Genomic DNA, 25,760 nt, shown 5'->3' with positions numbered 1-25,760 from the left:
GGAGAATGAATAAAAAGTATGTGGAGAAAAGTGGGGCGATGTGGTAAGGTGAAATCAGAAGGTGGGGAAACACTATGTTCATGGGTGAATTTCAACACAACATTGATACGAAAGGCCGGATCATCGTTCCATCGAAATTCCGACCGGACCTCGGGGACAGCTTCGTACTGACGCGAGGTTTAGATCAATGCTTGTTTGCTTATCCTATGGATGAATGGAAATTGCTTGAAGAGAAATTGAAGAAACTCCCCCTTACTAAGAAAGATGCCCGTGCTTTCACCCGTTTTTTCTTTTCTGGTGCAGTAGAGTGTGAAGTGGACAAGCAAGGAAGAATCAACATCCCACCACCACTGCGAAAATATGCTTCATTAGATAAGGAATGTGTCGTCATTGGCGTATCGAACCGGATTGAGTTTTGGAGTCATGATGAATGGGAAAGTTACTTCGAGGCATCGGAAGAGTCCTTCTCAGAAATTGCAGAGAATATGTTAGATTTTGATATCTGACCATCAGAAACGAGTGAAATCATGTTTGAACATTATAGTGTACTTAAAAGCGAAACCATACAACATTTGAATGTAGACCCGGATGGCGTTTATGTCGATTGTACGTTAGGTGGCGGAGGCCATTCAGAAGCTATTGCTTCTCATTTGTCCGACAAAGGTCACCTTCTATCATTTGATCAGGATGAAACCGCTCTCCAAGCAGCAAAAGAGCGTTTGCGAGAATATGGAGATCGTGTCACATTCGTCCACGCTAATTTCCGGCAGTTGGAAGAGAAATTAGAGGAATTAGGGTTTACGGAAGTGGATGGGATCATCTATGACTTAGGTGTTTCAAGTCCGCAGTTAGACGTAGAAGAACGCGGGTTCAGCTATCATCAGGATGCTCCTTTGGATATGCGTATGAACCAGGCGGAAGAACTGAGTGCAAAAGAAGTGGTGAATGAGTGGGCCTATGAGGACCTCGTCCGAATCTTCTTCAAGTATGGCGAAGAGAAGTTTTCTAAACAGATCGCGAGGAAAATTGAAGCCGCACGGGAAACGAAGACGATTGAGACGACGGGGGAGCTGGTGGAATTAATAAAGGATGGCATTCCGGCACCAGCAAGAAGGAAGGGAGGCCACCCGGCCAAACGGATTTTTCAAGCGATACGTATTGCTGTCAATGATGAGCTGGGTGCCTTCCAGGATAGTCTTCATCAAGCGGCTGAAGTAGTTGGTGTGGGTGGGAGAATCGCAGTCATCACCTTCCATTCTCTAGAAGACCGTCTTTGTAAGCAAGCGTTCAAGAAGTGGAGTTCGAACCCTCCATTACCGAAGAACATACCGATGATTCCAGAAGATAAACAGCCGCCATTTCGACTGGTAAGCCGAAAGCCTATCGTGGCCGAAGAGGAAGAACTTGAGGAAAACCGACGTTCACGCTCAGCGAAATTAAGAATTATCGAGAAGGTCAAGCCTTGGAATGAAGAATTCGAATTCAATGAAGGGTGGAAGCAAACATGAGCGCAGAGCAAATAAGAAAACAACAGCCTTTACATCAGCCTGACAAACAGAAACAGGTGAAAGTAAAGGTACATAAAAAAAAGAAATGGATCAGTACTGGCGAGAAGTTCTTATATTCAATCACAACTGCCGGTGTTCTGGCAGCCTCCGTTTTTTTCGTGCAATTTTCTTCATCGACAGATTCACTTAACCGTGATATCCGCAGTTTAGAACAAGATATTTCACAACAGCAGTCACAAAATGAAAACCTGGCTTATCAGGTGAAAGAATTAAGCAATCCAGACCGGATATTGAGTATTGCGAAAGAAAACGGACTGGACATTCAAAATGCACAAGTGAAACAAGCAGGCACAATCAATAATGACTAATAATTGGTGATGCGAAATGAATAAACGAAACACGCACCGTAGTGCAGCCTTTCTGATTCTTATATTTTCGGTGATATTTCTCATCATCGGCGGTCGTTTTCTGTATATTGAAACGGCTGCGACTATAGAAGGTGTCGATTTACAAGAATGGGCGGAGGATATACGGACAAGCTCCTATGAAATCGATGCAAATCGAGGGAAGATTTTTGATAAGAACGGCATGGTCCTGGCCTATGATCGGCCAACGTACCGTCTGTATGCCATTGTGGATTCAAACTATTCCGAGAACCTGAAGGAGCCCAAGCATGTGACGGATCCAGATGAAACAGCGTCCAAGTTGGCTCCTTTCTTAGATATGAAAGCGAATGAAATTGAGAGTAAGATTGAACAAGGGCAGGAAAATGAACGCTTCCAGGTCGAGTTCGGTCCAAATGGACGAGAAATTTCCCAGGAGAAAATGGAAGAGATTAAAGACTTGGAACTGAACGGAATCCAATTCAAGCAGGAATCGAAAAGGTACTATCCGAACGGGTTGTTCGCTTCTCACCTGATAGGTTTTGCGCGGACGACAGATGGTAACATTTCCGGAGTGACGGGAATAGAGAAGCAAATGGAGAAGTATTTAAAAGAAGAAAAAGGGAAAATCAGCTATGAGCGCGATAAATATGGCACAAAGCTGTTAGACCCCAATGAAGTGATGACAGAACCAGATGATGGCGATGATGTCTACTTGACCATCGATCAAAAAATCCAGACATTTTTAGAAGATGCCATGTCACAGGTCCACAAGCAATATAACCCTGAAAAGATCATGGCAGCTGTGATGGATCCTGAGACCGGTGAAGTGCTTGCCATGAGTAACCGTCCGAGTTATAACCCGAATGATATCGGAAATGTAGAGAACTGGTACAATGACATCGTTTCCTATCCATTTGAACCGGGCTCAACCATGAAGATGTTCACATGGGCAAGTGCGATTGAAGAAGGGGTTTACAACGGGAGTGACTTATATGAGTCAGGCACCTACAAGGTAACGGAAAACTCGCCGACAATTGGTGACCATAACAATGGTAAGGGCTGGGACATGATTACCTATGATGAAGGTTTCAGGCGTTCTTCGAATGTAGCTTCTTCTAAACTCGCTTATGAAGTACTTGGTCCAACAAAGCTGCGCGAATATTTGACTGACTTTCATTTAGATCAGAAAACAGGGATTGATTTACCGAATGAACAAATCGGACAGTTCGTTTTTGACAAGCCGATCGAACAGATTACGACTTCCTTCGGTCAGGGATCGACTTTCACAGCTATGCAGTTGATGACAGCAGCTACCTCCATAGCCAATGATGGTAAAATGATGCGACCTTATATGCTTTCCAAAATCACCTCAAGTGACACTGGTAAAGTCTTGAAGGAAAGTGAACCGGAAAAGATCGGAGAGCCCATTTCAGCTGATACTGCCGAAAAAATGCGTGATTTGTTAGGAAGTGTCGTCACTTCAGAAGATGGAACAGGACAATCATTCAAATTGGATGACTACTCATTGGCAGGCAAGACCGGGACAGCTCAGATCAGTGAAAATGGTAATTATTTGAATGGTCGGGATAATTATGTGTTCTCATTTATGGGGATGGCTCCGAAAGAGGATCCGGAACTCCTAATGTATGTCGCTGTCCAGCAGCCTGAATTAGAAGCGACGGAACTCGGGTCTGAGCCTGTTTCTTATATTGTCAGAACCGTTATGGAAAACAGTCTGCATTATTTGAACATCCAACCTGACAAGGAAGTGGATGAATCATTCTCGCCTATTTCTCTTCCTGATGTGAGCAATCAAAGCGCCAAGGAAGCAGAGAAGAAACTGAAAGAGACGTTCCAGAATGTGGAAGTCATCGGTGATGGGAACGAAGTGAGTGCTGTGTTACCAGCCCCTGGCACCAAGGTGGTTGAAAACCAGCGTATACTCCTTGTGACCGACCAACCGACAATGCCTGATCTGACAGGGTACTCAGTCAGGGATGTGCACCGGCTGGCTAAACACTTTAACTTGAATATTGAAACAATGGGCAACGGGTATGTACAGAAACAAAGCATTCCTGCAGGTTCAAAAATAAAAGAAGACGGATATTTAGTGGTAGAATTATCGCCGCCTCAGTCAGAGTGACACCATTCCAGGCAGTGTTCTAATCGTTTCCAGATTGCATATAGTGATACAAGCTGACTCTATCGACTAGCAAAAGGAGTTATCGAGATGAGACGAGTATCACAAGTGATCGTAAAGAAACGATTAGTCACTGTTTTTCTTGTTGGAATGGTTATTTTTTGTGTTATTGCAGGCAGGCTCGGGTACGTCCAGTTTTTCCTTAGTGATTTCTTGATTTCGAAGGCAGAAGAATCGTGGAGCCGTGACATCACGTTTGAACCTGAGCGCGGGGAAATCCTTGATACAAATGGCGAAGTGTTAGTCGGCAACCAGTCGGCACCCACGGTGATGGTGGTACCGAGGCAAGTGAAAGAACCGGACAAGACCGCCCAGAACTTAGCTCAAATTTTAGAAATGAGCGTTGAGAAGGCCTATACCCATGTGACAAAGGTGACTTCGATTGAAAGGATTCACCCTGAAGGTCGAAAAATCAGTGAACAGCAGGCGGAAGCGATCCAGTCGCTGCAGATGCCGGGGGTTTATATTGCTGAGGATTCAGAGAGGTACTATCCTCATGGTTCATTTCTTTCCCACGTCCTTGGATTCAGTGGGATTGATAATCAGGGTTTATTAGGCTTGGAAGCTTATTATGATGAAGAGTTGAAAGGAGAAAAGGGGGCGCTCTCTTTTTTCTCTGATGCCAAAGGGAAGCGAATGCCCGACATGGCTGACATATATAAGCCTCCTGTGGATGGGAAGGATCTGCAGTTGACCATTGACTATAAAGTCCAATCGATCATGGAGCGCGAGCTGGACATAGCCGTAGCTAAATACAATCCAGATGGGGCGGTCGCTTTGGGAGTCGACCCTGACACAGGAAAAGTGGTCGGGATGGCGACAAGGCCGAACTTCAATCCGGCGAACTATCAAGAAGTGAAGCCAGAAGTATACAACCGTAACCTTCCTGTTTGGAGTACGTATGAACCAGGGTCGACGTTCAAAATCATCACACTGGCTGCAGCTTTGGAAGAGCAGCTCGTAGACCTTGATGAAGAGCATTTCCATGATTCAGGAGCGATCAAAGTCGATGGTGCTACATTGCACTGCTGGAAAAGCGGCGGCCATGGCGATCAAACGTATTTAGAAGTCGTACAAAATTCATGTAACCCTGGATTCGTTACACTTGGTCAACGTTTAGGAAAAGAGAAGTTGTTCGAGTATATCGATCGCTTCGGTTTCGGAGAAAAGACAGGCATTGACCTTGAAGGTGAAGGAAAAGGGATCTTATTCAAACCGGAAAATGTCGGACCTGTCGAACAGGCCACCACAGCGTTCGGTCAAGGGGTTTCCGTGACGCCGATTCAACAGGTCATGGCTGTTGCAGCTGCAGTGAATGGTGGATACTATTATGAGCCTTATATTCAGGAAGCCTGGCTTGACCCGATCAGCGGCGACGTGCTCGAAAAAAATGAACCGAACTTAAAAGAACGGGTCATTTCCGAGAAGACGTCTGCAGAAGTCCGGCGTGCTCTTGAAAGTGTTGTCGCAAAAGGAACAGGGCGGGGCGCCTACGTTGAAGGATACCGTGTAGGTGGTAAAACAGGAACAGCGCAGAAAGTCGGACCAGACGGTAGATACATGGAAAATAATCATATCGTGTCTTTCATTGGTTTTGCCCCTGCTGATGATCCTGAACTAGTCGTATACCTTGCGATCGACAACCCGAAAAACACCGTGCAATTCGGTGGAGTTGTTGCTGCTCCGATTGTTGGGAATATTATGGGGGACAGCCTGCGTGCGATGGGTGTTGAGCCTAGGGAAGATGGCTTGGAAAAAGAATACGATTGGCCTGATGAACCGTTAGTCGAAGTTCCGAAAGTGACAGGAATGGAGAAAAAAGACTTAAGTCAAATGCTGATGAACCTGAATGTTGAAGCAAGTGGCAGTGGTTCGAAAGTAATTACACAGGCGCCTGAAGCAGGTGTGAAGGTTCCGAGTGGGTCGACGATTCGTGTGTATCTCGGGGATTAAGCCCGGTTTTGTTATAATAAAACTTGCATGTAGGTAAGGGTGACGCATATGAAAATGAAGAAGCTGCTGCGATTCATTCCTTTTTATAAAGAAAATCGACCGATTTCTGATTTGAATGTCACCGGGATCTCCATGGACTCAAGAACCACTGAGCCTGGTGATGTTTTCATTTGCATGCGTGGGGTGGAAGTGGATGGTCATCGCTATGCTGAGGATGCGGTCAATAGAGGGGCTGTTGTCATATTGGCAGAAAAACCGGTCGATGTGGCGGTCCCGGTGATTCTGGTGAATGATACATCTCGTGCACTTGCCATGATTGCTGCCGCTTTCTATGAAACACCTTCAGAGCACCTGCGCGTCATCGGTGTAACAGGGACAAATGGGAAGACGACGATCACCTATCTGCTGGAAGAAATATTCCGTATTCAGAAAAAACGGACAGGAATCATCGGTACCATACAGGTGAACATCGACGGAAAGACATTCCCAGTCAAAAATACCACACCAGATGCCTTGACTCTGCAACGTTATTTCCATAAAATGCGTAAGGCAAGAGTTGATCAGGCTATCATGGAGGTCTCCTCGCACGCTTTAGACCAGGGGCGGGTGTATGGGTGTGATATCGACATCGCTATCTTCACTAACCTCACACGTGATCACCTGGATTATCATGAAAATTTTGATGATTATCTTCGTGCTAAGTCCCTATTGTTCGCCCAATTAGGAAATGGGTATAATAAAGAACGTGAGAAATTTGCAGTCATAAATAAAGACTCCCCCTCTGCCCATCGCTTTATCCGCTCGACTTCTCAGGGTCTCCTCACCTATGGGATCCATGAGGAAGCAGATGTAATGGCGGAGGATTATTCGTTGACCGAAACGGGTACCACATTTACAATGATCACTCCGGTCGGCTCTATACCTATTAATAGCCCCTTGATGGGGATGTTCAGCATCTATAACATGTTAGCTGCGGCCGGGGCTGCCCTCTTATCTGGTGTCTCATTACCCGCCATTCAACAGTCCTTCAGGCAGACGAAAGGCGTCCGGGGCCGGTTCGAGCCGGTAAGAGAAGGGCAGGATTTCGGAGTGGTCATCGACTACGCCCATACACCTGATTCTTTAGAGAATGTTTTGAAGACAATCAAAGAAATTTGTCACGGTTCCATCATCATAGTCATCGGCTGTGGTGGGGATCGGGATCGGAGTAAGCGTCCACTGATGGCAGAAGTGAGTATGGAATTCGCCGATTCTGTCATTTTCACCAATGATAACCCGCGTTCTGAAGATCCTAAGCAGATCTTCAGAGACATGACGAACCATCTTAAAGGATATCATGACATCATCGAAGACCGGAAAGAAGCGATTCAAAAAGCGCTCAAAGCAGCAAAAAAAGGCGACGTAGTACTGATCGCAGGCAAGGGCCATGAAACGTATCAGGAAATCAAAGGCATTCGTCATTACTTCGATGACTGTGAAATTGCAAGAGAGATATTAAGGGATATGAAGGAGCGTCCATCATGATTTTAGAAGTAAAAGAATTGACTCGATTGTTTTCGCAATATAAAGGAGCCGCAACGGACCAGATCACCATAGATGGGATAATGACAGACACTAGAAAAACGGCAAAGCAAAGTTTGTTCGTGCCGATCGTCGGTGAAAATTTCGATGCCCATGAGTTTATTGGTGAAGCGATTAAACAAGGCGCTGTCGCTGCACTTTGGCAGAATGACCGACCGCTCCCCAAGCTGGTGCCGACGGATTTTCCGGTCTTTTTCGTAGAGGATACGACGAAGGCATTGCAGGATTTGGCTTCCTATTATTTAGAAGAAGTTAAGCCGGTCGTCATCGGGGTGACCGGTTCAAACGGGAAAACGACGACAAAAGATATGGTCGCTTCCGTATTGGCGACCCGCTTTGTCACGCATAAAACAGCAGGCAATTTCAATAACCATATCGGGCTCCCCCTGACGGTCTTGTCTATGGAGAAAGAGACAGAGGCTGTTGTGCTGGAAATGGGGATGGACCGCGCAGGTGAAATCGCGGTGTTATCGAAAATCGCTCATCCGGATCATGCGATCATTACAAATATCGGAGAATCCCATATTGAAAACCTCGGGTCAAGGGAGGCGATCGCGCAGGCGAAATTAGAAATAACGGAAGGGCTATCAGAGAGTGGTCTTTTGATCATTGATGGCGATGAACCTTTACTGGAATTGAAGACCCAAGAGAAACAGACCATTTCCTGCGGGTTTAAAGAACAAGCGGATTATGTGGCTGTCATAGAAGAGATGACCGATGATATGAGCAAATTCACAATCGGGCAACACCATTATCAACTTCCATTGGCAGGAAAACATAATGTGAAAAACGCTTCTTTTGTGATTGCTTTAGCGGAACGTCTCGAGTTGACACCAGCGGAAATTCAGGAAGGTTTCCAAAAGCTTCAAATGTCAGCTATGCGTTTCGAGAAACATGAAGGTCATAATGGGTCATTGATTATCAATGATGCATACAATGCGTCACCGACCTCCATGAAAGCGATTATCGAAGTTATTCGTGATTTGACATCTAAAAGCAAAAAAGTGTTAGTATTAGGTGATATGTTTGAATTGGGAGAGCATTCAAGGGTTCTTCATGCGAGTGTCGCTGCGGCTATAGATGAAAACATCCACACAGTTTTCACAATCGGAGAACATTCTGAGGAAATATCAAAAGCTTTGAGGGACCATCATGCTGAAATTGAAACACACCATTACAACGATAAACAAGCTCTAAGTCATCATGTCCGTTCTTTGTTAACGACGGACACTGTCGTACTCATCAAAGCATCACGAGGAATGAAATTGGAAGAGCTGCTTACAGGTCTTGTGGATTGATCGATAGGCGATGATGATGAAGCATAAGGAGGAGAAAGATAAATGAACGAATACATACTACTAATCACTATGGCTATTTCATTCGCTCTCACCGTCGTGATATCGCCGATGATCATCCCTTTTTTAAGACGATTGAAATTCGGTCAAAGCATCAGGGAAGATGGGCCGGAGTCTCATCAGAAGAAGTCAGGAACACCTACGATGGGGGGCGTGATGATCATCATATCGGTGCTCGCCACGACACTCATCGCTTCTTATTTGTTCAATCCTGACACAGGGAGCATCCAATTGTTCCTTGTTTTATTTGTGTTATTCGGTTATGGACTGCTTGGATTTTTGGATGACTATATTAAAGTGGCCCTGAAGAGGAATCTTGGCTTGACTTCCAAACAGAAGATGCTCGGTCAAATCGTCATAGCTCTTGTCGTTTACTTCATTCTAAGGCAAACTGATTTTCCGACATATATCAGTATACCGGGGACCTCTTTTGATCTTGAGCTTGGGTGGGGGTATGCATTACTCATTTTGTTCATGCTTGTGGGGGCATCCAATGCTGTGAACCTTACGGATGGGCTTGATGGTCTGCTTGCAGGTACGGCGGCTATCGCCTTCGGTGCTTTCGGAATTCTTGCCTGGACAGGGCAAATGAATGTTGAAGTCACGATTTTTTCCTTAGCGATTGTTGGTGCATTGCTTGGTTTTCTCGTTTTCAATGCCCACCCGGCTAAAGTTTTCATGGGGGACACCGGTTCCCTTGCCTTAGGCGGCGCAATAGCCATCATAGCGATTTTGACGAAGATGGAATTGATTCTTGTCATTATAGGCGGAGTATTTGTATTAGAAACGCTTTCTGTCATCATACAAGTCATATCTTTTAAAACGACAGGGAAACGGGTGTTTAAGATGAGTCCGCTTCACCACCATTATGAGCTCAAAGGTTGGTCTGAATGGCGTGTTGTTACGACGTTCTGGAGTGTAGGACTGATTTTTGCTGTGCTCGGGATTTATATTGAGGTGATGTTCGGATGAAAACATTGAAAAACTTTCCATATGCTCATGTGCTTGTATTAGGGCTTGCAAAAAGCGGTACGGCCGCAGCGCAGCTTTTATTGGACAGCGGCGTAAAAGTCAGGATCAATGATTTGAAGGCAGACATTGACCAACCGGCAGTCCGGCAATTGATCGATCAGGGGGCAGACATCGTCACTGGAGGACATCCACTTTCCGTCCTTGATGATATCGAGTATGTAGTGAAAAACCCTGGCATTCCTTATGAAAACCCGATTATTGAAGAAGCGGTGACAAGGCAAATACCAATTGTCACCGAGATTGAACTGGCCGGCTTTCTACATGAAGGACAGCTCATAGCTGTCACTGGATCCAACGGTAAAACAACCACAACGACATTGATTCATGAAATGATTAAAGCAGATCAGCAACCAGTGGCTGTCGCGGGAAATATCGGCCATGTTTCCTGTGAAGTTGCCCGCTCGACCACGGCTGACGAAACAATGGTTACAGAGCTTTCTTCTTTTCAATTATTAGGGACAGAGACGTTCCGGCCAAGTATTTCGGTTTGGCTGAATCTATATGAAGCCCACTTGGATTATCACCATACACTTGAAAATTATCATCGCGCCAAAGCGAAGATCACAGAAAACCAGACACCGGAAGATACGCTTGTATATAATGCAGATGATGAAAAAATCAAGTCGTTTTTACCAGAGGTCAAAGCACAACTTGTGCCTTTCAGTATTAAAGAAAGAGGTCAAGGTGCCTGGGCAGATGATGAAATGATTTACTTTAAAGAAGAGCCCATCATGAATAAGGATGAGGTCGTGCTCGTTGGTGAGCAAAATCTGCAAAACATTCTTGCAGCCGTAGCAGCAGTGAAAGTGAACGGGATTCGTAACGAGTCGATCGAGCATGTTCTGAAAACTTTTACAGGGGTGCCCCATCGCTTGCAGTTTGTGACGGAGAAAAATGGGCGGCTCTTTTACAACGATTCCAAAGCAACGAACATACTTGCCACTTCTTATGCCTTAAAGTCCTTCCGACAGCCCGTCATCCTTTTAGCTGGAGGGTTGGACAGGGGCACAAGCTTCGAGACGCTTGTACCCCATTTGAAAGCAGTGAAAGCGATGGTCGTTTTCGGTGAAACGGCTGACCGGATGCTGGAAACGGCTGGTAAAGCGGGAATCGAAAAAACTGTTAAAGTGGATACAATGAAGGAAGCTGTCGATCAAGCCTATCAATTTTCGGAAGAAGAGGATGTGATCCTGCTTTCACCCGCATGTGCAAGCTGGGATCAATACCGTACGTTTGAAGAAAGAGGCGACATGTTTATAGAAGCTGTGCATAAGCTGAAGTAAGGGCTTTATGTGACAAGCTTAAGCCCTGTTTTCCATTAAAGATGGGAGGTGGGGCTTTTTTTATGGAAGAACAGAAAAAGCCGGATTTGTGGTTGGTCATTGCGATTATCGGAATCCTTGTGATCGGGATCGTGATGGTGTACAGCTCTTCAAGTATTTGGTCTGAGTACAAATTCGATGATCCATGGTTTTATGCTAAAAGGCAAATTCTTTTTGCTACGGCTGGATTGATCGCCATGGTAGTCTTATCCCGAATTCCTTATTATGTGTGGCATCGGCACTCGAAACTCATTATGATCATCTGCCTGGTGTGCCTTTTGGCTGTACTGATCCCCGGGGTCGGAATGGTAAGAGGAGGGGCGAGGAGTTGGATCGGTGTCGGCATGTTCAGTATCCAGCCTTCTGAGTTTATGAAATTAGGGTTGATTCTCTTTCTGGCTCGTTTCTTATCGGACCGCCAAAAGAAAATGAATTCATTTCAAGAAGGTTTTTTACCTGGACTGGCTCTCATCCTCATCCCATTCGGCCTAATCATGCTGCAGCCAGATTTAGGAACCGGTGTGGTTATGGTCGGGACATGCCTTGTCATGATGTTCACAGCAGGGGCACGGATCAGCCACTTCATGTGGATTGCTGCAGCGGGAATGGCGGGAATGATCGGATTGATTGCTTCTGCACCGTACCGGATAAAAAGAATTACAGCCTTCTTACATCCATGGGAAGATCCTCTGGGGGCGGGCTTCCAAATCATACAATCCCTGTATGCGATCGGGCCTGGGGGGTTGCTTGGATTAGGACTTGGCAACAGCATGCAGAAATTCTTTTACTTACCCGAACCCCAAACAGACTTCATATTTGCTGTCCTTGCTGAAGAACTCGGATTTTTGGGTGGGTTTTTGGTTTTGAGTCTATTTTTCATTTTGTTGTGGAGGGGGATCAGGACAAGTTTGTTGGCCCCCGACCTGTTCGGATCTCTTCTTGCACTTGGGATCGTCGGTATGATTTCCATCCAGGTCATGATCAATGTAAGTGTTGTTACAGGGCTGATTCCAGTCACAGGGATCACTTTACCTCTGGTCAGCTATGGAGGCTCCTCACTTACTTTGACTCTTGCATCACTTGGGCTTTTATTAAGTGTCAGCAGGTTTTCCAATCGATGAAAGGCGTTGCCGTCGGCGACGTCTTTTTTGTGTCAGGGAATTAAGATTACACCCTGTGGGTAAATTTTTATTATCATTATTCCACCTGTGAATGTTCGTCATCAATTTTATAGTTGTTTGAACATTGGTTATACTGGGTACATGAATTTAGCGAAATCTTGTACCTCCCCTCGAAATAAGCTTTTTTATGTATAAAATTTGAAGGGAAACTAGTAAAACTCTCTCAATCTGCGAGTCTGTTTTTGTGATATAATGGGTACATCTAGATGTAGAGTCGGATCTCGACATCTTTTCAAGGAATATCATTCTTTCAAACAGCTGTAGAAACGCATCGGAAGGGTGTCTGGAAATAAGGAGAAATGCCCGTTATGGAAGAGAGAAAAGTGGTTTCCATAGAAGATCGCATACCGAAACTGAAGCAGACGAGGCGCAAAAAGGCGAATCGTCGGTTGATCTTGTATTTGACTATTCTATTTATACTGATTGCGACAGTGGTTTATCTCCAGTCGCCACTTAGTAATGTTCGAAATATCAGCGTAGAAGGCCAATATCACGTCTCTGAAGAAGAAATTATTGAGCTTGCTGGAATTACGACAGATACGAATTACTGGAAAGTTGATGAAGAAGAACTGAAGAATCAAATTGAATCACACAAAGAAATCACTTTTGTTTCCGTGGATAGGTCATTTCCGAACACAGTGAAAATAGAGGTGGAAGAGGCTGAACGAATCGGCTATGTGCAACAGGATGGTGGGTTCTATGCCATTCTGGAAGACGGTTCCAAACTGGATGATGCGACATCAGTCCAGGGCGGGGATGCTCCCATCCTTGTCGGCTTTAACAAAGAAACATATTTGAAAGAAATGTCCAAAGAACTGAAGGATCTCCCGGCAAGTGTTTCCCATTTGATTTCTGAAATTCATTGGGATCCAAAAGATGGAAACCCTTATCAAATCATGCTTTATATGAATGATGGATTTCAGGTCGAAGCATCAATCCGGAGCTTTTCAACAAAAATGCCATCCTATCCTTCGATCGTTTCTCAATTGGATGAAGGGGCTGAAGGGGTCATACACATTGATGTAGGCGCATATTTTGAGGAATTCCCAACCGAAGAAAGTAACGCGGCAGAGGAAGAGGAGAGTACAGATGAAGCGGAAGGGTAGATCTGTCATCCTGTCTTTGGTTTTGCTCGTATCGGGGTTTCTCATCAGTTTCAGCTATCAACAGACGAAAAGTGAGCCTGAAATGGTGCAGCTGAACGATTCCCAATGGGAAAAAGAATATTTCTACCAACAACAGCTGCTGGATATGGAGGAAAGGAACAAGGAACTCCGCGATGAACTGAAGAGCAAACGTGAAGACATTCAAGGGTATGAAAAAGAATGGGCCGACCGTGAACAGGTGGTCGTAGATTTTGTTGAACGAAAGAAGAAACTGCAGATGCTCGCAGGCGAAATTCCTATCCAGGGAGAGGGAGTACAAGTAACCCTTAGCGATGCGGCGTATATCCCTGAAGAGGATCAGGCAAATCAATACATCGTTCACGAAAGTCATATCCACAAAGTTCTTAATGAACTCCTGAGCGCAGGAGCAAAAGCGGTTGCTATAAATGGTCAGCGGTATATGAAAGATAGCTATATTGCATGTACCGGTCCTGTCATTACTGTGGATGGTGTTCAGCATCCTGCTCCTTTTGTAATTTCCGCTATCGGCGATTCAGATGTCCTTTCCTCCAGTTTGAAATTGACAAGAGGTGTCCTGGATCAACTCGGCAATGAAAATGTAGAAGTCAAGATTACAGAAGAACAACGCATCGAAATGGATGCAAGGCTGTCGACTGAAGGGTGAACAACATGCCAAGAAGAACAAAGTGGCTGGTTTCTTTCGTCTGTCTTTTCTTCGGCTTCATGGTGGCAGTTCAATTCCAAACTACATCGCATGAAGCTGATATACGGGATACGAGAGATAAATGGGAAGTCCGTGAAGAGCTTAAACGTCAGCAAGATGCCCAACAGGATCTTCTTGAAAAAATATCAGTCGCCGATCAGACTATAGAAGATTATGAGGAACAATCCTCCGAAGAACAGATGGGGACTTTGAAAGAATCGATAGCATCTTTGGAAAAGAGAATCGGCCTGGAAAAGAAGGAAGGGGAGGGGGTAGTGATCACAATTGCTCCTATCTTCGAGGAAAGCTTGACGGAACAAACCTATCCCTCACTTTCCCAACACCTACTGACTCGTTTGTTGAATGAGCTCAACACTTATGGTGCTACAGATGTCAGTATAGGGAATGAGCGTATTACAAACATTTCACCGATCAGGGATGTGAATGGTGCGACATATGTCAACAACAGACCTGTCGGTTCACTGCCTGTCACCATGAAGGTACTTGCAGAAAACCCACAAAAGTTAAGAGATTATATGAATGGTAGTCCCACTCAGGACATTTTCAATATGGACAACATGGAAATTCAATTTGAGCTGAAGGAGCAGGTGACTTTACCACAATACGATGCACCGCTCCATTTAGAAATATTAGAAGAAGCTGGTGGTTAATGTGTGGTTGCCGATTTTATTCTTAGTCATCGGTCTATCTTTGGGCATCTTGACAGATATGCGGATTCCTGATGCCTATTCGGATTATTTGTCCATCGCCGTTTTGGCAGCTTTCGATACATTGTTCGGCGGTATTCGGGCACACCTTGAGAAGGCGTTCGATGAAACAGTATTTCTGACGGGGTTCTTCTTTAATATTTCTTTGGCAGCGTTATTGGCTTTCATAGGTGTCCAATTAGGAGTGGATTTGTACTTGGCAGCTGTCTTCGCTTTCGGTTTTCGGCTGTTTCAAAATTTAGCCATTATCCGAAGAAAACTCATCGACCAGAAATTACTAACGAAAATCAGAAAAAAATAAGCGTAATTAAGAGGAAATTCACGAAAGTCTGTGGAAAACAACTATTGAACTAGTTTTTTTCTCATAAACCGGTCAATTTTTCCACACAATATATCAATTCATTTACGTTTGTATTTCAAAGATTGTTTTTTTGACGTGAATTCGATATGCTTTGAACTACTCATATGGCTTGTTACAGGAGGTGCGTCACTGGTGAATCAAAATGAAATTTTAGTAAGTTTAGATATAGGTACAAGTCGAATCAAAGTGATCATAGGAGAAATTATGAATGACAGCCTCAATATCATTGGGGTGGGCACTGCCAAATCGAACGGAATGAAAAAAGGCGCGATCGTAGACATCGATCAAACGGTGAATTCGATACGATCCGCTGTTGAACAAGCAGAGCGTATGGTGGATATGACAATCGATCGTGTCGTTGTCGGTGTGAACGGAAACCATATTCAACTTCAACCGTGTCATGGTGTAGTGGCAGTTTCCAGTGAAAGCAGAGAAATCGGTAATGAAGATATTACTAGAGTCATCGATGCTGCCCAGGTCGTGTCTATTCCTCCAGAACGCGAGATCATTGATGTCATCCCGCGTCAATTCATCGTGGATGGACAAGATGAAATTACAGATCCACGCGGTATGATTGGCGTCCGTCTGGAAATGGAAGGCATGATCATTACCTGCGCGAAAACCGTTTTACATAATACGCTTAAATGTGTGGAACGAGCAGGGCTGGAAGTGTTGGATGTATGCTTGCAACCGTTAGCTTCTGGAACTGTCTCACTATCTGGAGATGAAACCAACCTCGGAGTCGCCTTGATTGATGTAGGGGGAGGTTCGACAACCATCTCCGTTTTCGAAGAAGGTCATTTGAAAGGGACGAGCATGGTGCCGTTCGGCGGGGATAATCTAACCAAAGATTTGTCGATCGGGCTGCGGACATCGACCGAAGAAGCAGAGCAGGTGAAAATCGAGCATGGCCATGCATTTTTTGATGATGCCAATGAAGAGGAAAATTTTTCTGTCACGATTATCGGAAGTAATCGGCAGCAGGCATTCAATCAATTGCAAATCTCTGATATGATTGAAGCTAGACTAGAAGAAATTTTGGTCTTTGCTGCTGAAGAAATTCAAAGGATGGGTGTACGGGAGTTGCCAGGTGGTTTTGTACTGACTGGCGGCGCAATGAATATGCCGGGTGTTCTTGAACTTGCCCAGGATGTATTTCATGCCAATGTGAGACTCGCCATCCCGGATTATATCGGCGTACGTGAACCTCAGTTCACGAGTGGAGTAGGAATCTTGCAATTCGCGTATCGTAATGCGAAAATACAAGGAAAAGAGATGTTTCCTTCCGTATCAGATGACTACCATGAAAAACCGCAACCTAAAAAGCAAAAACGTACGGCTAAGCAACAACAGCCTAAGGAAGAAAATGAAAAATCAGAGAAGAAAAAGGAATCTGGCTTCAGTAATCTTTTGAAGTATTTCTTTGATTAATGAACAAGTTTGAGTCGGTCGATGGACGGACGAACCAATAAATCTTGTAATCTCGTGTATTAGGAGGAACGGAAGATGTTAGATTTTGATACAAGCATGGACTCACTAGCAACCATTAAAGTAATCGGAGTAGGTGGCGGCGGAAGCAACGCTGTCAACCGAATGATCGAGCACGGTGTCCAAGGCGTGGAATTCATCGCTGTCAACACGGATGCACAGGCATTGAACCTTTCTAAAGCGGAAGTGAAAATGCAGATCGGCGGCAAACTGACGCGCGGACTAGGCGCAGGTGCTAATCCGGAAGTCGGTCGCAAAGCTGCTGAAGAAAGCAAAGAACAACTAGAAGAAGCTCTCCAAGGCGCGGATATGGTATTCGTAACAGCTGGTATGGGTGGCGGAACAGGTACAGGAGCGGCTCCTGTCATCGCTCAAGTTGCCAAAGAACTTGGTGCTTTGACTGTCGGTGTCGTTACTCGTCCGTTTACATTTGAAGGCCGTAAGCGTTCTACACAAGCAAGTGGTGGTACTGAAAGTCTTAAGGGCGCAGTAGATACATTGATCGTAATTCCTAACGACCGTCTATTAGAAATCGTTGACAAAAACACACCGATGCTTGAGGCATTCCGTGAAGCGGATAACGTACTGCGTCAAGGTGTACAAGGTATTTCAGACTTGATTGCTGTACCAGGACTGATCAACGTAGACTTTGCTGACGTGAAAACAATCATGGTCGACAAAGGTTCTGCATTGATGGGAATTGGTATCGCTACAGGAGAAAGCAGAGCAGCTGAAGCAGCGAAAAAAGCGATCTCCTCACCACTACTCGAAACATCCATTGATGGTGCGCATGGCGTCTTGATGAATATCAGTGGAGGAGCGAATTTGAGCCTTTATGAAGTCCAGGAAGCTGCTGATATCGTAACCTCTGCGGCAGACCAGGAAGTGAATGTCATCTTCGGTTCAGTGATCAACGAGAACTTGAAAGACGAAATCGTAGTGACAGTGATCGCTACTGGGTTTGATGAAGCACAAATCGAACAGGGTCAACAGAAAAATCGCCCGACATCAAATCCTGTGCAACAATCTAAGCCGATCGAACAACAGCAAGAGCGTCCCGTACGAGAAGAACAACCTCGCCGGCAAGCTCCTCAACCACAACAAAAGCCGAATCAAGAAGAAGACACTCTTGATATTCCGACTTTCTTAAGAAATCGTAATCGTCGCAGATAATATCATGAAAACCCGCTACACTTTCCCATGTGTAGCGGGTTTTTTATGTTTTCTATATTTTTTCATTTCATTCAACTATCTGGCAGGATAGCGTAAGGCTCGATTCCGGGGTGACCGGGGTTCAATGTCATATGGAGTGTCTACCAGGACGATTCCGCATTTGAACACTTTCCTGCGGGAGGATCTGGCAAGCTTCCTCGAGCGGAATCTCGCCTACCTCCTTCTCTCCCGGGAGTCTCGCTTCCTTTTCGAAAATCCGAACATGGCGAAGACCATCGTGGAAAAAGGACGCTTCTTCACCAGCCCATTTAAAGCTAAGTGTTTACGCTCTCCGGGTTCTCACCTGAATCGCTCATCCCGCAGAAGTCTGGACGTTCCCTCGTGCACCTTGCCATGTGTAGAATTATCGTTAAGATAGAGCCATTTTATGGAAGCTCCCTATCTCTTTTGCAGGGCAGTTTCGATGTTCTCATTAGACTAATGGGTTGTGGGGAACCGCGAGACTCCTGTGGGAAAAAAGGGCATGGTGAGACCCCGGAAGGCGTTAGCCTGAAGAGACTCACCGCACTCCCACGGAAAGCGAGTGGTTCCCCGCAACCCATTCTCCAAGCCAAGGTATTTCGAAACTGAGTATTCATGTTGAGGGAAGTTAGACCTTCATGGGAAGGCTGGGAATATTCTTTCCATGCTTCTACAAAACTTGCTAGTGACAGGTTCAGATTATGACAGACTTTTTAAGTGGACAGGCTTATACTTTTGGTAACAGCAGACATGGAAGGAGGAGAGGGGATTATATACCTTGATGCTGTTTGGTTGCTCAATCTGTTGATGGATGGAATGATTCTATCGCTTACACAGGGGATAACAAGAGCGAAATCATCAAGAACACGAATGATCTCAGGTGCTTTTATCGCCTCGGCGATTGTCCCGATTACAATTTATATGCCTGATTCGTGGTTGGTGAGCAGTGTAGGGAAAATCACTTTTTCAATGCTCATCATTTGGGTTACCTTTTCTTTTACCTCTCTCCGCGCGTTTTTTGTTCAATGGATCAGCTTTTATTTTATTACCTTTGCCATCGGTGGAAGTATGATGGGCGTACATTATTTTCTAGCGACAGAAATCAACGTCCAGGGAGGAACAGTCGTTACATTCAGTGGTGGGTACGGTGATCCAATCAGTTGGTTGTTTGTTCTAGTCGGGTTTCCTTGTTCTTATTATTTTACCAAATGGCGTTTGAGCCAAGTCAGTGTTCATCGTATGAAGCTTGAGGATATTTATGAGGTAACAGTGGAATGGAACGGACGTTCAGCGCATTGTAAAGGGTTGGTTGATAGCGGAAACCAATTGATAGATCCGGTCAGCCGCCGAATGGTATTTCTCGCAGACACGTTTGTGTGGAACCAATTTTTCACAAAAGATGAGCTGGACCTTTTAGAAGTAGATAATGTGCTCACATCTATGGATAAGCTGTCTGAAGAGGTTCAATCCTCGATACGTTTAGTTCCGTATCAAGCCGCTGGTGTCAGTGGAAAGTTGTTGGTGACTTTGCTTGTCGACAAGATCAGCGTGAAAACAAGTGAAGGAGATTTAGAGATGAAGCACCCGTTACTCGGGGTGCAGCATCAAGATTTGACCCATGATCGTCTTTATCAAATGCTTATTCATCCGCACTTGATGGTAAAAGGGAAATCAGCATGATCCAGGAGGGGGATTCAATGTTCAAGTGGTTCTTTAAGGCCAGGTTATGGTATTATCGTTTACTTATGAAGCTGGGTATCAAACAGGACGAAATTTATTATATCGGAGGGAGTGAAGCTTTACCTCCACCTCTATCCAGAGAAGAAGAAAAGGAATTGCTGGAACTACTGCCAAAGGGAGATAAAGCAGCGAGGGCGATGTTGATCGAACGCAACCTCCGACTCGTCGTGTATATCGCTCGTAAATTCGAAAACACAGGGTTGAATATAGAAGATCTGATAAGTATCGGTACGATAGGTTTAATCAAAGCAGTCAATACGTTTGATCCTGAGAAAAAAATCAAACTTGCTACTTACGCTTCCCGCTGTATCGAAAATGAAATTTTAATGCATTTGAGAAAAAGCAATAAACTTAAGACAGAGGTTTCCTTTGATGAACCCCTCAATGTCGATTGGGACGGGAATGAATTGTTACTTTCGGATATTTTAGGGACTGATGAGGATATCATCACAAAGGGAATTGAAAAGAAAATCGATAAAAAATTATTGTTGTCAGCCCTTGAGCAGCTGAACGATCGTGAAAAACAAATCATGGAATTGCGATTCGGACTAATTGGTAAAAAAGAAAAAACCCAAAAAGATGTAGCAGATATGATGGGGATTTCCCAGTCTTATATATCAAGGCTTGAAAAGAAAATCATCCGTAGGCTGCAGCGCGAATTCGATAAGATGGTGTAATTATAATGTCGTGAGCCATGCATAAATTTTCCTCCCAGGGAGATACTGAGAACTGATTACAGCTTCCTGGGAGGGTCTTACATTGACACGACATAAAGTAGAGATATGCGGCGTAGATACATCAAAACTTCCGGTACTGAAGAATCCAGAAATGAGGGCCCTGTTTGAACGCTTGCAAAGTGGAGAAACTGAGGCCAGGGAAACATTAGTCAACGGAAACCTTCGTTTAGTATTGTCCGTCATTCAGCGCTTTAATAATCGAGGAGAATACGGGGATGATTTATTCCAAGTCGGTTGTATTGGACTAATGAAATCCATCGATAATTTCGATTTGAGCCATAATGTGAAATTTTCTACTTACGCGGTACCGATGATTATCGGGGAGATACGCAGATACTTACGGGATAATAATCCTATCCGTGTCTCAAGGTCACTTCGGGACATCGCTTACAAAGCTTTGCAGATGCGCGAGAAGATGATCAGTGAAACAAGTAAAGATCCGGCCCCACATGAAATTGCTGAACGCATGGGAGTTCCACCTGAAGATGTCGTTTTTGCGATGGATGCGATCCAGGACCCGGTTTCTCTCTTTGAGCCGATTTACAATGACGGTGGAGATCCGATTTTTGTCGTCGACCAACTCAAAGATGATCGTGAAAAGGATTCCGTCTGGCTTGATGAACTGTCATTAAGAGAAGGAATGAAGAAACTGAACGACCGAGAAAAAATGATCTTGAATAAACGTTTCTTCCAGGGTAAAACCCAAATGGAAGTAGCAGAAGAAATCGGAATTTCCCAAGCACAAGTGTCCCGTTTAGAAAAAGCGGCCATCAAAGAGATGAATTCTTCCATGTTTCAATAATGGAAAACGCTTCTGTCTCTAGGAGCCCTAGAGTTATGCATCAAATAAAGAAGCCGAGTCGGACGATTTTATCGTCCAATTCGGCTTCTTTTCATTTCTATGAAACATTCGGGCACCTACCCACCGACAAGCGATTCGTGAGAAGCAACACCAAACAATAACAGTTCCTCTAGATTGAAAAGGATTTTTCAGCGGCCTCGTCTCTGCAGAAGTGTTTCTTTGTGGAATAAGAGTTTATGGATTATCAACCTTACATAGCTTTTCTAAGCACCCCATTTACGCTTTTCTATTCTCGGCTATCTCTGCATATAGTAAAAGTAAGGAGTGTGATTAAATATGAAAATCACGGAGCTTCAAATGAAAGATGTCATTGCAATGGAAACAGGAGAACGCTTAGGTTATATCAGTGACCTGGATATCGATACTCAGCGAGGCCGGCTGCAAGGGCTCGTGTTGACTCTTAAAGGGAAGGCGATGGGCCTTTTTGGAAAAGAAGAAGAAATGGTGATTCCATGGGACCAAATTGTCAACATCGGTGCAGATGTGATTTTAGTGAAAAAGTCCGCCTATAAAGGTATTTCCACATCCCAAAAGACAGATTCAGACGAATAAAACAAGAAATAAGCTGAATTATGTGTTAAAATGGAGTGAAATTGAGGTGGTGAAAAAGTGGAACCCTTCAAACAGAAATCCAACAGACGACTTACTTGCTTTGACCGATCTTCGAGAGTGCTAGCAGGTTTAACAACTAGAAATGGCGGGCATAGCCCAAAGCCTTATGAAACATTAAACATGGGGCTCCATGTCGATGATGAAAAGGAAAATGTTTTAGAAAACAGGCGGACACTTGCAAAGGAGCTTGGTGTGTCCCTTGATCAGTGGGTCCTCGGAGAACAGGTCCACGGTACAGAAGTGAAAGCTGTCGGTCACACATATGCCGGGGCAGGGACTGACTCGTTGAGTACAGCTGTCCAGGGTGTGGATGGTTTGATCACTAATGAGCCTGGACTTTTATTAGCGGCCTTCTATGCGGACTGTGTTCCTTTATTTTTTTACGACTCCAAAGCCGAGTGGGTGGGAGTCGCCCATGCGGGGTGGAAGGGGACCGTCGACGGAATGGCCGGGGAGATGATCGAAGCGCTTGCAGAGCAAGGCTGTCTACGTGAAAACATTCATATCGTAATCGGCCCTTCCATCGGGATGAAACATTATGAAGTCGACCAAAAAGTTATTGATAAAGTGCCGGATGTTCATAGGGACAAGTGTATTACGCAAAATACCAACGGAAAATATCAACTGGATTTAAAAACCCTCCACCGGCAGATGATGATAGAAAAAAAGATACCTGCTGAAAATATCCAGGTATCGGGATTTTGTACATACGAGGAAAATGATTTATTTTATTCCCATCGGCGGGACCAGGGAAAAACGGGGCGGATGCTCGGTTTCATTGGTTTGAGGACTTGATTTGACGGGAAGGAGTATCGGAATGACGGTCGAAGAGAATTTGGCAGCCATTAAAGAAAAAATCAAACAAGCATGTAAGAATTGTGAACGTCCTATAAATGAAATCACTATCATAGCAGTGACTAAATATGTCTCGACTGAAAGAGCGCAGGAAGCTTTGGATGCAGGGATCAAGCATTTAGGTGAAAACCGTAAAGAAGGACTGCTTGAGAAGTATGAAGCCATTGGTGCAAATGCAACATGGCATTTTATCGGTACGCTGCAATCGAGAAAAGTGAAAGATGTAATCGAGCAAGTATCGATGATCCATTCTCTCGATCGGAAATCGCTGGCGAAAGAAATCAATAAAAGGGCGGTTTCACCGGTGCCATGTTTCTTACAGGTCAACATCAGTGAGGAAGAATCGAAACATGGTGTACAAGCATCTGAAGTAGAAGCATTTGTGGAAACCCTTCAAAATTATGAAAATGTCAAAATCGTTGGCTTGATGACCATGGCCCCTCATACGGATGATGAAGAGCAGCTGCGGGGTGTTTTCCGTCAGTTGAGAGCACTCAGGGACAGGGTCAGGGCCAAGAACTATGCCCATGCGCCTTGCGAATATTTATCTATGGGAATGAGCAATGACTATTCTCTTGCCATTGAAGAAGGTGCTACACATATACGGATAGGATCAAGCCTTGTCGGGGAATAAAACTAAACAGAGGTGATCATGATGAGTATGAAAAATAAATTCCGTTCTTTTTTCACGCTGGACGATGAATATGAGTACGTTGAAGAAGAAGTCGAAGATGAGATGGAAGAGGATTATAACCAAAAGCGAAATGCAAAAAAACAGGACCAAGGTAATGTAGTAAGCTTGAAGAGTGCCAAAAGTTCATCCAAAATGGTATTGAGTGAACCGAGCAGTTATAATGAAGCTCAAAACATTGCCGACCAGCTGGTGAGCCGCAAAGCTGTTGTGATCAATTTACAACGTGTCGATCATCAACAGGCGAAAAGGATAGTAGATTTTTTGAGTGGGACGGTATATGCTATAGGGGGAGACATTCAAAAATTGGGGTCTCAAACATTCCTATGCACTCCAGATAATGTGGAGATTTCTGGTTCCATTTCAGAAATAATTTCACAGGAAGACGATGACATGAATAGAAGGTGGTAACCCATGGCGTTTTTGTTTAACATTTTAATGACAGCACTACAAATATACAGTTGGATTCTCATTATCTATATCCTGCTGTCCTGGTTTCCTGGAGCGAGAGAGTCCAGCTTCGGAGAGGTCCTGGCTAAATTGGCGGAACCCTTCCTGGAACCGTTCCGCAAGATTATCCCTCCACTAGGTATGATCGATATTTCACCGATCGTCGCCATTCTTGTACTGCGTTTCGCGTCAGCAGGTCTTGGTGAATTGTATCAAATGATCATGGGACTTTAATACGAGGAACAGATTGTAGAGCAACTAACCTCGCTCTGGTATCTGTTCCTTTTAGTGATTATGGAGGTTGTTGCGGATGTCAGACATTTATCAGCATTTTCGAAAAGAAGAGCGCCCATTTATCGAGCAGGTCCTTTCCTGGCAAGATGATGTCAGCATGAAGTACCAACGTAAACTGACTGATTTTTTAAACCCGAGGGAGCAGATGATTCTCCATGCCATTATGGGTAATGATGCGGATCTAGTGTATGGAATGGAGGGTGGAGGTGAACAGAGCGAACGAAAACGGGCGATTATTGCTCCGGATTATGAAGTCGTCGAAACAGATGACTTTAAGCTCACATTACTTGAAGCCACCTATCCTGTAAAATTTATAACTCTTGAACATAGGGATGTCCTTGGTGCTTTCATGTCCCTAGGGATAAGGCGTGAGAAACTGGGTGACCTTGTGGTCCAGGATGGAAAAATACAAATCACCACAGCTGAAGAAATCAGTGATTACATCAAAATGAACCTCACAGGTATCAAACGTTCAACTGTCCAGTTTGAAGAAAAGCCGATGGCAGAACGTTTGGAAAGTGAAGAGACCTGGTTGACGAAAGAAACAACGGTCTCCTCCTTGCGACTTGATGTAATGGTGAAGGAAATTTATGGAATGTCCCGTAAAAAAGCGAGTCTTTTTATTGAAAGCGGCCAAGTGAAGGTCAACTTCCGTACGGTTGAAGATACCGCATTTTCATTAGAAGCAGGGGATCTCATTTCTCTCCGGGGAAAAGGGAGAAGCCGTTTGGATGACGTTCTCGGTCAGACTAAGAAAGAGAAGTATAAAGTGACGACAGCTAAATTAAATTAATTGTTACGGAAAGCAGGATTTAGTAGGTTCATGTCGAACCATTAACGTAATGGATTGAGTTGAGGAGGTGGATGGTGTGCCTTTAACACCACTGGATATTCATAACAAAGAATTCACAAGAGGATTCAGAGGGTACGATGAAGACGAAGTCAATGAATTTCTAGACCAGGTAATCAAAGATTATGAAATTGTCATCCGTCAAAAGAAAGAGTTAGAACGTGAGGTGGATCAGCTGAACGAACGGCTGGGTCATTTCAATAATATCGAAACGACTTTGAACAAGTCGATCCTCGTTGCCCAGGAAACAGCAGAAGATGTGAAGAACAGTGCGAATAAAGAATCGAAGCTGATCGTCAAGGAAGCGGAGAAGAATGCAGATCGCATCATCAATGAAGCATTGGAAAAATCACGCCGCATTTCAATTGAAGTGGAAGAGATGAAAAAACAGGCGAAAGTGTTCAAGATGAGATTACGGATGCTTGTTGAAGCCCAAATCGACATGATTGAAAATGATGACTGGGACCATTTGTTTGACACAGAAATCGAGGATGAGACAGAAGTCAAAAGAGAAATGGAAAAAGAGTACAGTTCTCAACAGTCGTAAAGA

26 protein-coding genes are annotated in these 25,760 nt (G+C 44.4%); all 26 read left to right on the top strand.

The annotated features are described in order from the left end of the window. The first annotated feature begins 74 nt into the window (after window positions 1–74). The 26 genes from mraZ to HLI_RS02080 all read left to right on the top strand — a co-directional run bounded on the left by mraZ (window position 75) and on the right by HLI_RS02080 (window position 25,757). The gene (gene mraZ, locus HLI_RS02205) at window positions 75–506 is read left to right on the top strand and encodes a division/cell wall cluster transcriptional repressor MraZ (protein WP_128522866.1); all 432 of its coding nucleotides are present in this window, start codon (window positions 75–77) and stop codon (window positions 504–506) included. A 21-nt stretch (window positions 507–527) separates the two neighbouring features. Continuing rightward, window positions 528–1,508: a 16S rRNA (cytosine(1402)-N(4))-methyltransferase RsmH gene (rsmH, locus tag HLI_RS02200; protein WP_128522865.1), complete on the top strand. Its 981-nt coding sequence runs from the start codon at window positions 528–530 to the stop codon at window positions 1,506–1,508. Further along, a complete protein-coding gene (ftsL, locus tag HLI_RS02195) occupies window positions 1,505–1,876 on the top strand; it encodes a cell division protein FtsL (protein ID WP_128522864.1) in 372 nt (123 codons plus the stop codon). The genes rsmH and ftsL overlap by 4 nt, the downstream gene beginning before the upstream one ends. A gap of 16 nt (window positions 1,877–1,892) precedes the next feature. Continuing rightward, the gene (locus HLI_RS02190; protein WP_128522863.1) at window positions 1,893–4,037 is read left to right on the top strand and encodes a penicillin-binding protein; all 2,145 of its coding nucleotides are present in this window, start codon (window positions 1,893–1,895) and stop codon (window positions 4,035–4,037) included. Between the two features lie 87 nt (window positions 4,038–4,124). Further along, window positions 4,125–6,047, top strand: a complete 1,923-nt coding sequence (locus HLI_RS02185) for a stage V sporulation protein D (RefSeq protein WP_128522862.1) — start codon at window positions 4,125–4,127, stop codon at window positions 6,045–6,047. Between the two features lie 48 nt (window positions 6,048–6,095). Further along, window positions 6,096–7,571 (top strand): UDP-N-acetylmuramoyl-L-alanyl-D-glutamate--2,6-diaminopimelate ligase, encoded by a 1,476-nt coding sequence (locus HLI_RS02180; protein WP_128522861.1) that lies wholly within the window; start codon window positions 6,096–6,098, stop codon window positions 7,569–7,571. Beyond that, window positions 7,568–8,926: a UDP-N-acetylmuramoyl-tripeptide--D-alanyl-D-alanine ligase gene (locus tag HLI_RS02175; protein ID WP_128522860.1), complete on the top strand. Its 1,359-nt coding sequence runs from the start codon at window positions 7,568–7,570 to the stop codon at window positions 8,924–8,926. Before HLI_RS02180 ends, HLI_RS02175 begins: the two co-directional genes overlap by 4 nt. Before the next feature lie 42 nt (window positions 8,927–8,968). Next, window positions 8,969–9,955 (top strand): phospho-N-acetylmuramoyl-pentapeptide-transferase, encoded by a 987-nt coding sequence (gene mraY, locus HLI_RS02170; protein WP_128522859.1) that lies wholly within the window; start codon window positions 8,969–8,971, stop codon window positions 9,953–9,955. Next, a complete protein-coding gene (murD, locus tag HLI_RS02165) occupies window positions 9,952–11,298 on the top strand; it encodes a UDP-N-acetylmuramoyl-L-alanine--D-glutamate ligase (protein WP_128522858.1) in 1,347 nt (448 codons plus the stop codon). Before mraY ends, murD begins: the two co-directional genes overlap by 4 nt. Before the next feature lie 62 nt (window positions 11,299–11,360). Next, window positions 11,361–12,458 (top strand): stage V sporulation protein E, encoded by a 1,098-nt coding sequence (gene spoVE / locus HLI_RS02160; protein WP_128522857.1) that lies wholly within the window; start codon window positions 11,361–11,363, stop codon window positions 12,456–12,458. Window positions 12,459–12,826: 368 nt separating this feature from the next. Continuing rightward, the gene (locus tag HLI_RS02155; protein WP_128522856.1) at window positions 12,827–13,624 is read left to right on the top strand and encodes a cell division protein FtsQ/DivIB; all 798 of its coding nucleotides are present in this window, start codon (window positions 12,827–12,829) and stop codon (window positions 13,622–13,624) included. Next, the gene (locus HLI_RS02150; RefSeq protein ID WP_128522855.1) at window positions 13,608–14,309 is read left to right on the top strand and encodes a DUF881 domain-containing protein; all 702 of its coding nucleotides are present in this window, start codon (window positions 13,608–13,610) and stop codon (window positions 14,307–14,309) included. The genes HLI_RS02155 and HLI_RS02150 overlap by 17 nt, the downstream gene beginning before the upstream one ends. A 5-nt stretch (window positions 14,310–14,314) precedes the next feature. After that, on the top strand, window positions 14,315–15,019 hold the full coding sequence (locus HLI_RS02145) for a DUF881 domain-containing protein (RefSeq protein WP_128522854.1): 705 nt from the start codon (window positions 14,315–14,317) through the stop codon (window positions 15,017–15,019). 1 nt (window position 15,020) lies between these two features. Beyond that, window positions 15,021–15,377 (top strand): small basic family protein, encoded by a 357-nt coding sequence (locus HLI_RS02140; protein WP_128522853.1) that lies wholly within the window; start codon window positions 15,021–15,023, stop codon window positions 15,375–15,377. A 192-nt stretch (window positions 15,378–15,569) separates the two neighbouring features. Next, entirely contained in the window at window positions 15,570–16,868 is a 1,299-nt protein-coding gene (gene ftsA, locus HLI_RS02135; protein ID WP_128522852.1) for a cell division protein FtsA, read from the top strand. Between the two features lie 75 nt (window positions 16,869–16,943). After that, on the top strand, window positions 16,944–18,098 hold the full coding sequence (gene ftsZ, locus HLI_RS02130; protein ID WP_128522851.1) for a cell division protein FtsZ: 1,155 nt from the start codon (window positions 16,944–16,946) through the stop codon (window positions 18,096–18,098). A gap of 771 nt (window positions 18,099–18,869) precedes the next feature. Further along, a complete protein-coding gene (spoIIGA, locus tag HLI_RS02125) occupies window positions 18,870–19,799 on the top strand; it encodes a sigma-E processing peptidase SpoIIGA (protein ID WP_128522850.1) in 930 nt (309 codons plus the stop codon). Between the two features lie 17 nt (window positions 19,800–19,816). Beyond that, window positions 19,817–20,536, top strand: a complete 720-nt coding sequence (gene sigE / locus HLI_RS02120; protein WP_128522849.1) for an RNA polymerase sporulation sigma factor SigE — start codon at window positions 19,817–19,819, stop codon at window positions 20,534–20,536. Window positions 20,537–20,618: 82 nt separating this feature from the next. Beyond that, complete coding sequence (gene sigG / locus HLI_RS02115; RefSeq protein WP_128522848.1) at window positions 20,619–21,398, top strand: RNA polymerase sporulation sigma factor SigG; 780 nt, start codon at window positions 20,619–20,621, stop codon at window positions 21,396–21,398. Window positions 21,399–21,734: 336 nt separating this feature from the next. Then, window positions 21,735–22,010 carry a YlmC/YmxH family sporulation protein gene (locus HLI_RS02110; protein ID WP_128522847.1) on the top strand — a complete coding sequence of 92 codons (276 nt, stop codon included), beginning with the start codon at window positions 21,735–21,737 and terminating at the stop codon, window positions 22,008–22,010. A gap of 57 nt (window positions 22,011–22,067) precedes the next feature. Then, window positions 22,068–22,865, top strand: coding sequence for a peptidoglycan editing factor PgeF (gene pgeF / locus HLI_RS02105; protein ID WP_128522846.1), 798 nt, complete (start codon window positions 22,068–22,070; stop codon window positions 22,863–22,865). Window positions 22,866–22,887: 22 nt separating this feature from the next. Next, the gene (locus HLI_RS02100) at window positions 22,888–23,559 is read left to right on the top strand and encodes a YggS family pyridoxal phosphate-dependent enzyme (RefSeq protein WP_128522845.1); all 672 of its coding nucleotides are present in this window, start codon (window positions 22,888–22,890) and stop codon (window positions 23,557–23,559) included. Window positions 23,560–23,580: 21 nt separating this feature from the next. Then, window positions 23,581–24,027, top strand: a complete 447-nt coding sequence (locus HLI_RS02095; RefSeq protein WP_128522844.1) for a cell division protein SepF — start codon at window positions 23,581–23,583, stop codon at window positions 24,025–24,027. Between the two features lie 3 nt (window positions 24,028–24,030). Further along, complete coding sequence (locus tag HLI_RS02090; RefSeq protein ID WP_128522843.1) at window positions 24,031–24,300, top strand: YggT family protein; 270 nt, start codon at window positions 24,031–24,033, stop codon at window positions 24,298–24,300. A gap of 76 nt (window positions 24,301–24,376) precedes the next feature. Further along, entirely contained in the window at window positions 24,377–25,153 is a 777-nt protein-coding gene (locus HLI_RS02085; RefSeq protein WP_128522842.1) for a YlmH family RNA-binding protein, read from the top strand. 76 nt (window positions 25,154–25,229) lie between these two features. Then, on the top strand, window positions 25,230–25,757 hold the full coding sequence (locus tag HLI_RS02080) for a DivIVA domain-containing protein (protein ID WP_128522841.1): 528 nt from the start codon (window positions 25,230–25,232) through the stop codon (window positions 25,755–25,757). The last annotated feature ends 3 nt before the right edge of the window (window positions 25,758–25,760 follow it).

Origin of the sequence: Halobacillus litoralis, assembly GCF_004101865.1 — a bacterium.
Classification (GTDB): Bacteria; Bacillota; Bacilli; order Bacillales; family Halobacillaceae; genus Halobacillus; species Halobacillus litoralis_A.
This window is presented reverse-complemented; position numbering and strand designations above follow the sequence as displayed.

Coding starts and splice junctions, on each gene's coding strand:
- spoVE (WP_128522857.1), top strand. CDS start 11,361: ATGGAAGAACAGAAAAAGCCGGATTTGTGGTTGGTCATTGCGATTATC.
- HLI_RS02155 (WP_128522856.1), top strand. CDS start 12,827: ATGGAAGAGAGAAAAGTGGTTTCCATAGAAGATCGCATACCGAAACTG.
- HLI_RS02145 (WP_128522854.1), top strand. CDS start 14,315: ATGCCAAGAAGAACAAAGTGGCTGGTTTCTTTCGTCTGTCTTTTCTTC.
- HLI_RS02150 (WP_128522855.1), top strand. CDS start 13,608: ATGAAGCGGAAGGGTAGATCTGTCATCCTGTCTTTGGTTTTGCTCGTA.
- mraY (WP_128522859.1), top strand. CDS start 8,969: ATGAACGAATACATACTACTAATCACTATGGCTATTTCATTCGCTCTC.
- HLI_RS02095 (WP_128522844.1), top strand. CDS start 23,581: ATGAGTATGAAAAATAAATTCCGTTCTTTTTTCACGCTGGACGATGAA.
- HLI_RS02110 (WP_128522847.1), top strand. CDS start 21,735: ATGAAAATCACGGAGCTTCAAATGAAAGATGTCATTGCAATGGAAACA.
- ftsL (WP_128522864.1), top strand. CDS start 1,505: ATGAGCGCAGAGCAAATAAGAAAACAACAGCCTTTACATCAGCCTGAC.
- HLI_RS02100 (WP_128522845.1), top strand. CDS start 22,888: ATGACGGTCGAAGAGAATTTGGCAGCCATTAAAGAAAAAATCAAACAA.
- HLI_RS02180 (WP_128522861.1), top strand. CDS start 6,096: ATGAAAATGAAGAAGCTGCTGCGATTCATTCCTTTTTATAAAGAAAAT.
- rsmH (WP_128522865.1), top strand. CDS start 528: ATGTTTGAACATTATAGTGTACTTAAAAGCGAAACCATACAACATTTG.
- HLI_RS02090 (WP_128522843.1), top strand. CDS start 24,031: ATGGCGTTTTTGTTTAACATTTTAATGACAGCACTACAAATATACAGT.
- HLI_RS02190 (WP_128522863.1), top strand. CDS start 1,893: ATGAATAAACGAAACACGCACCGTAGTGCAGCCTTTCTGATTCTTATA.
- ftsZ (WP_128522851.1), top strand. CDS start 16,944: ATGTTAGATTTTGATACAAGCATGGACTCACTAGCAACCATTAAAGTA.
- spoIIGA (WP_128522850.1), top strand. CDS start 18,870: ATGGAAGGAGGAGAGGGGATTATATACCTTGATGCTGTTTGGTTGCTC.
- murD (WP_128522858.1), top strand. CDS start 9,952: ATGAAAACATTGAAAAACTTTCCATATGCTCATGTGCTTGTATTAGGG.
- HLI_RS02185 (WP_128522862.1), top strand. CDS start 4,125: ATGAGACGAGTATCACAAGTGATCGTAAAGAAACGATTAGTCACTGTT.
- sigE (WP_128522849.1), top strand. CDS start 19,817: ATGTTCAAGTGGTTCTTTAAGGCCAGGTTATGGTATTATCGTTTACTT.
- mraZ (WP_128522866.1), top strand. CDS start 75: ATGTTCATGGGTGAATTTCAACACAACATTGATACGAAAGGCCGGATC.
- HLI_RS02085 (WP_128522842.1), top strand. CDS start 24,377: ATGTCAGACATTTATCAGCATTTTCGAAAAGAAGAGCGCCCATTTATC.
- HLI_RS02175 (WP_128522860.1), top strand. CDS start 7,568: ATGATTTTAGAAGTAAAAGAATTGACTCGATTGTTTTCGCAATATAAA.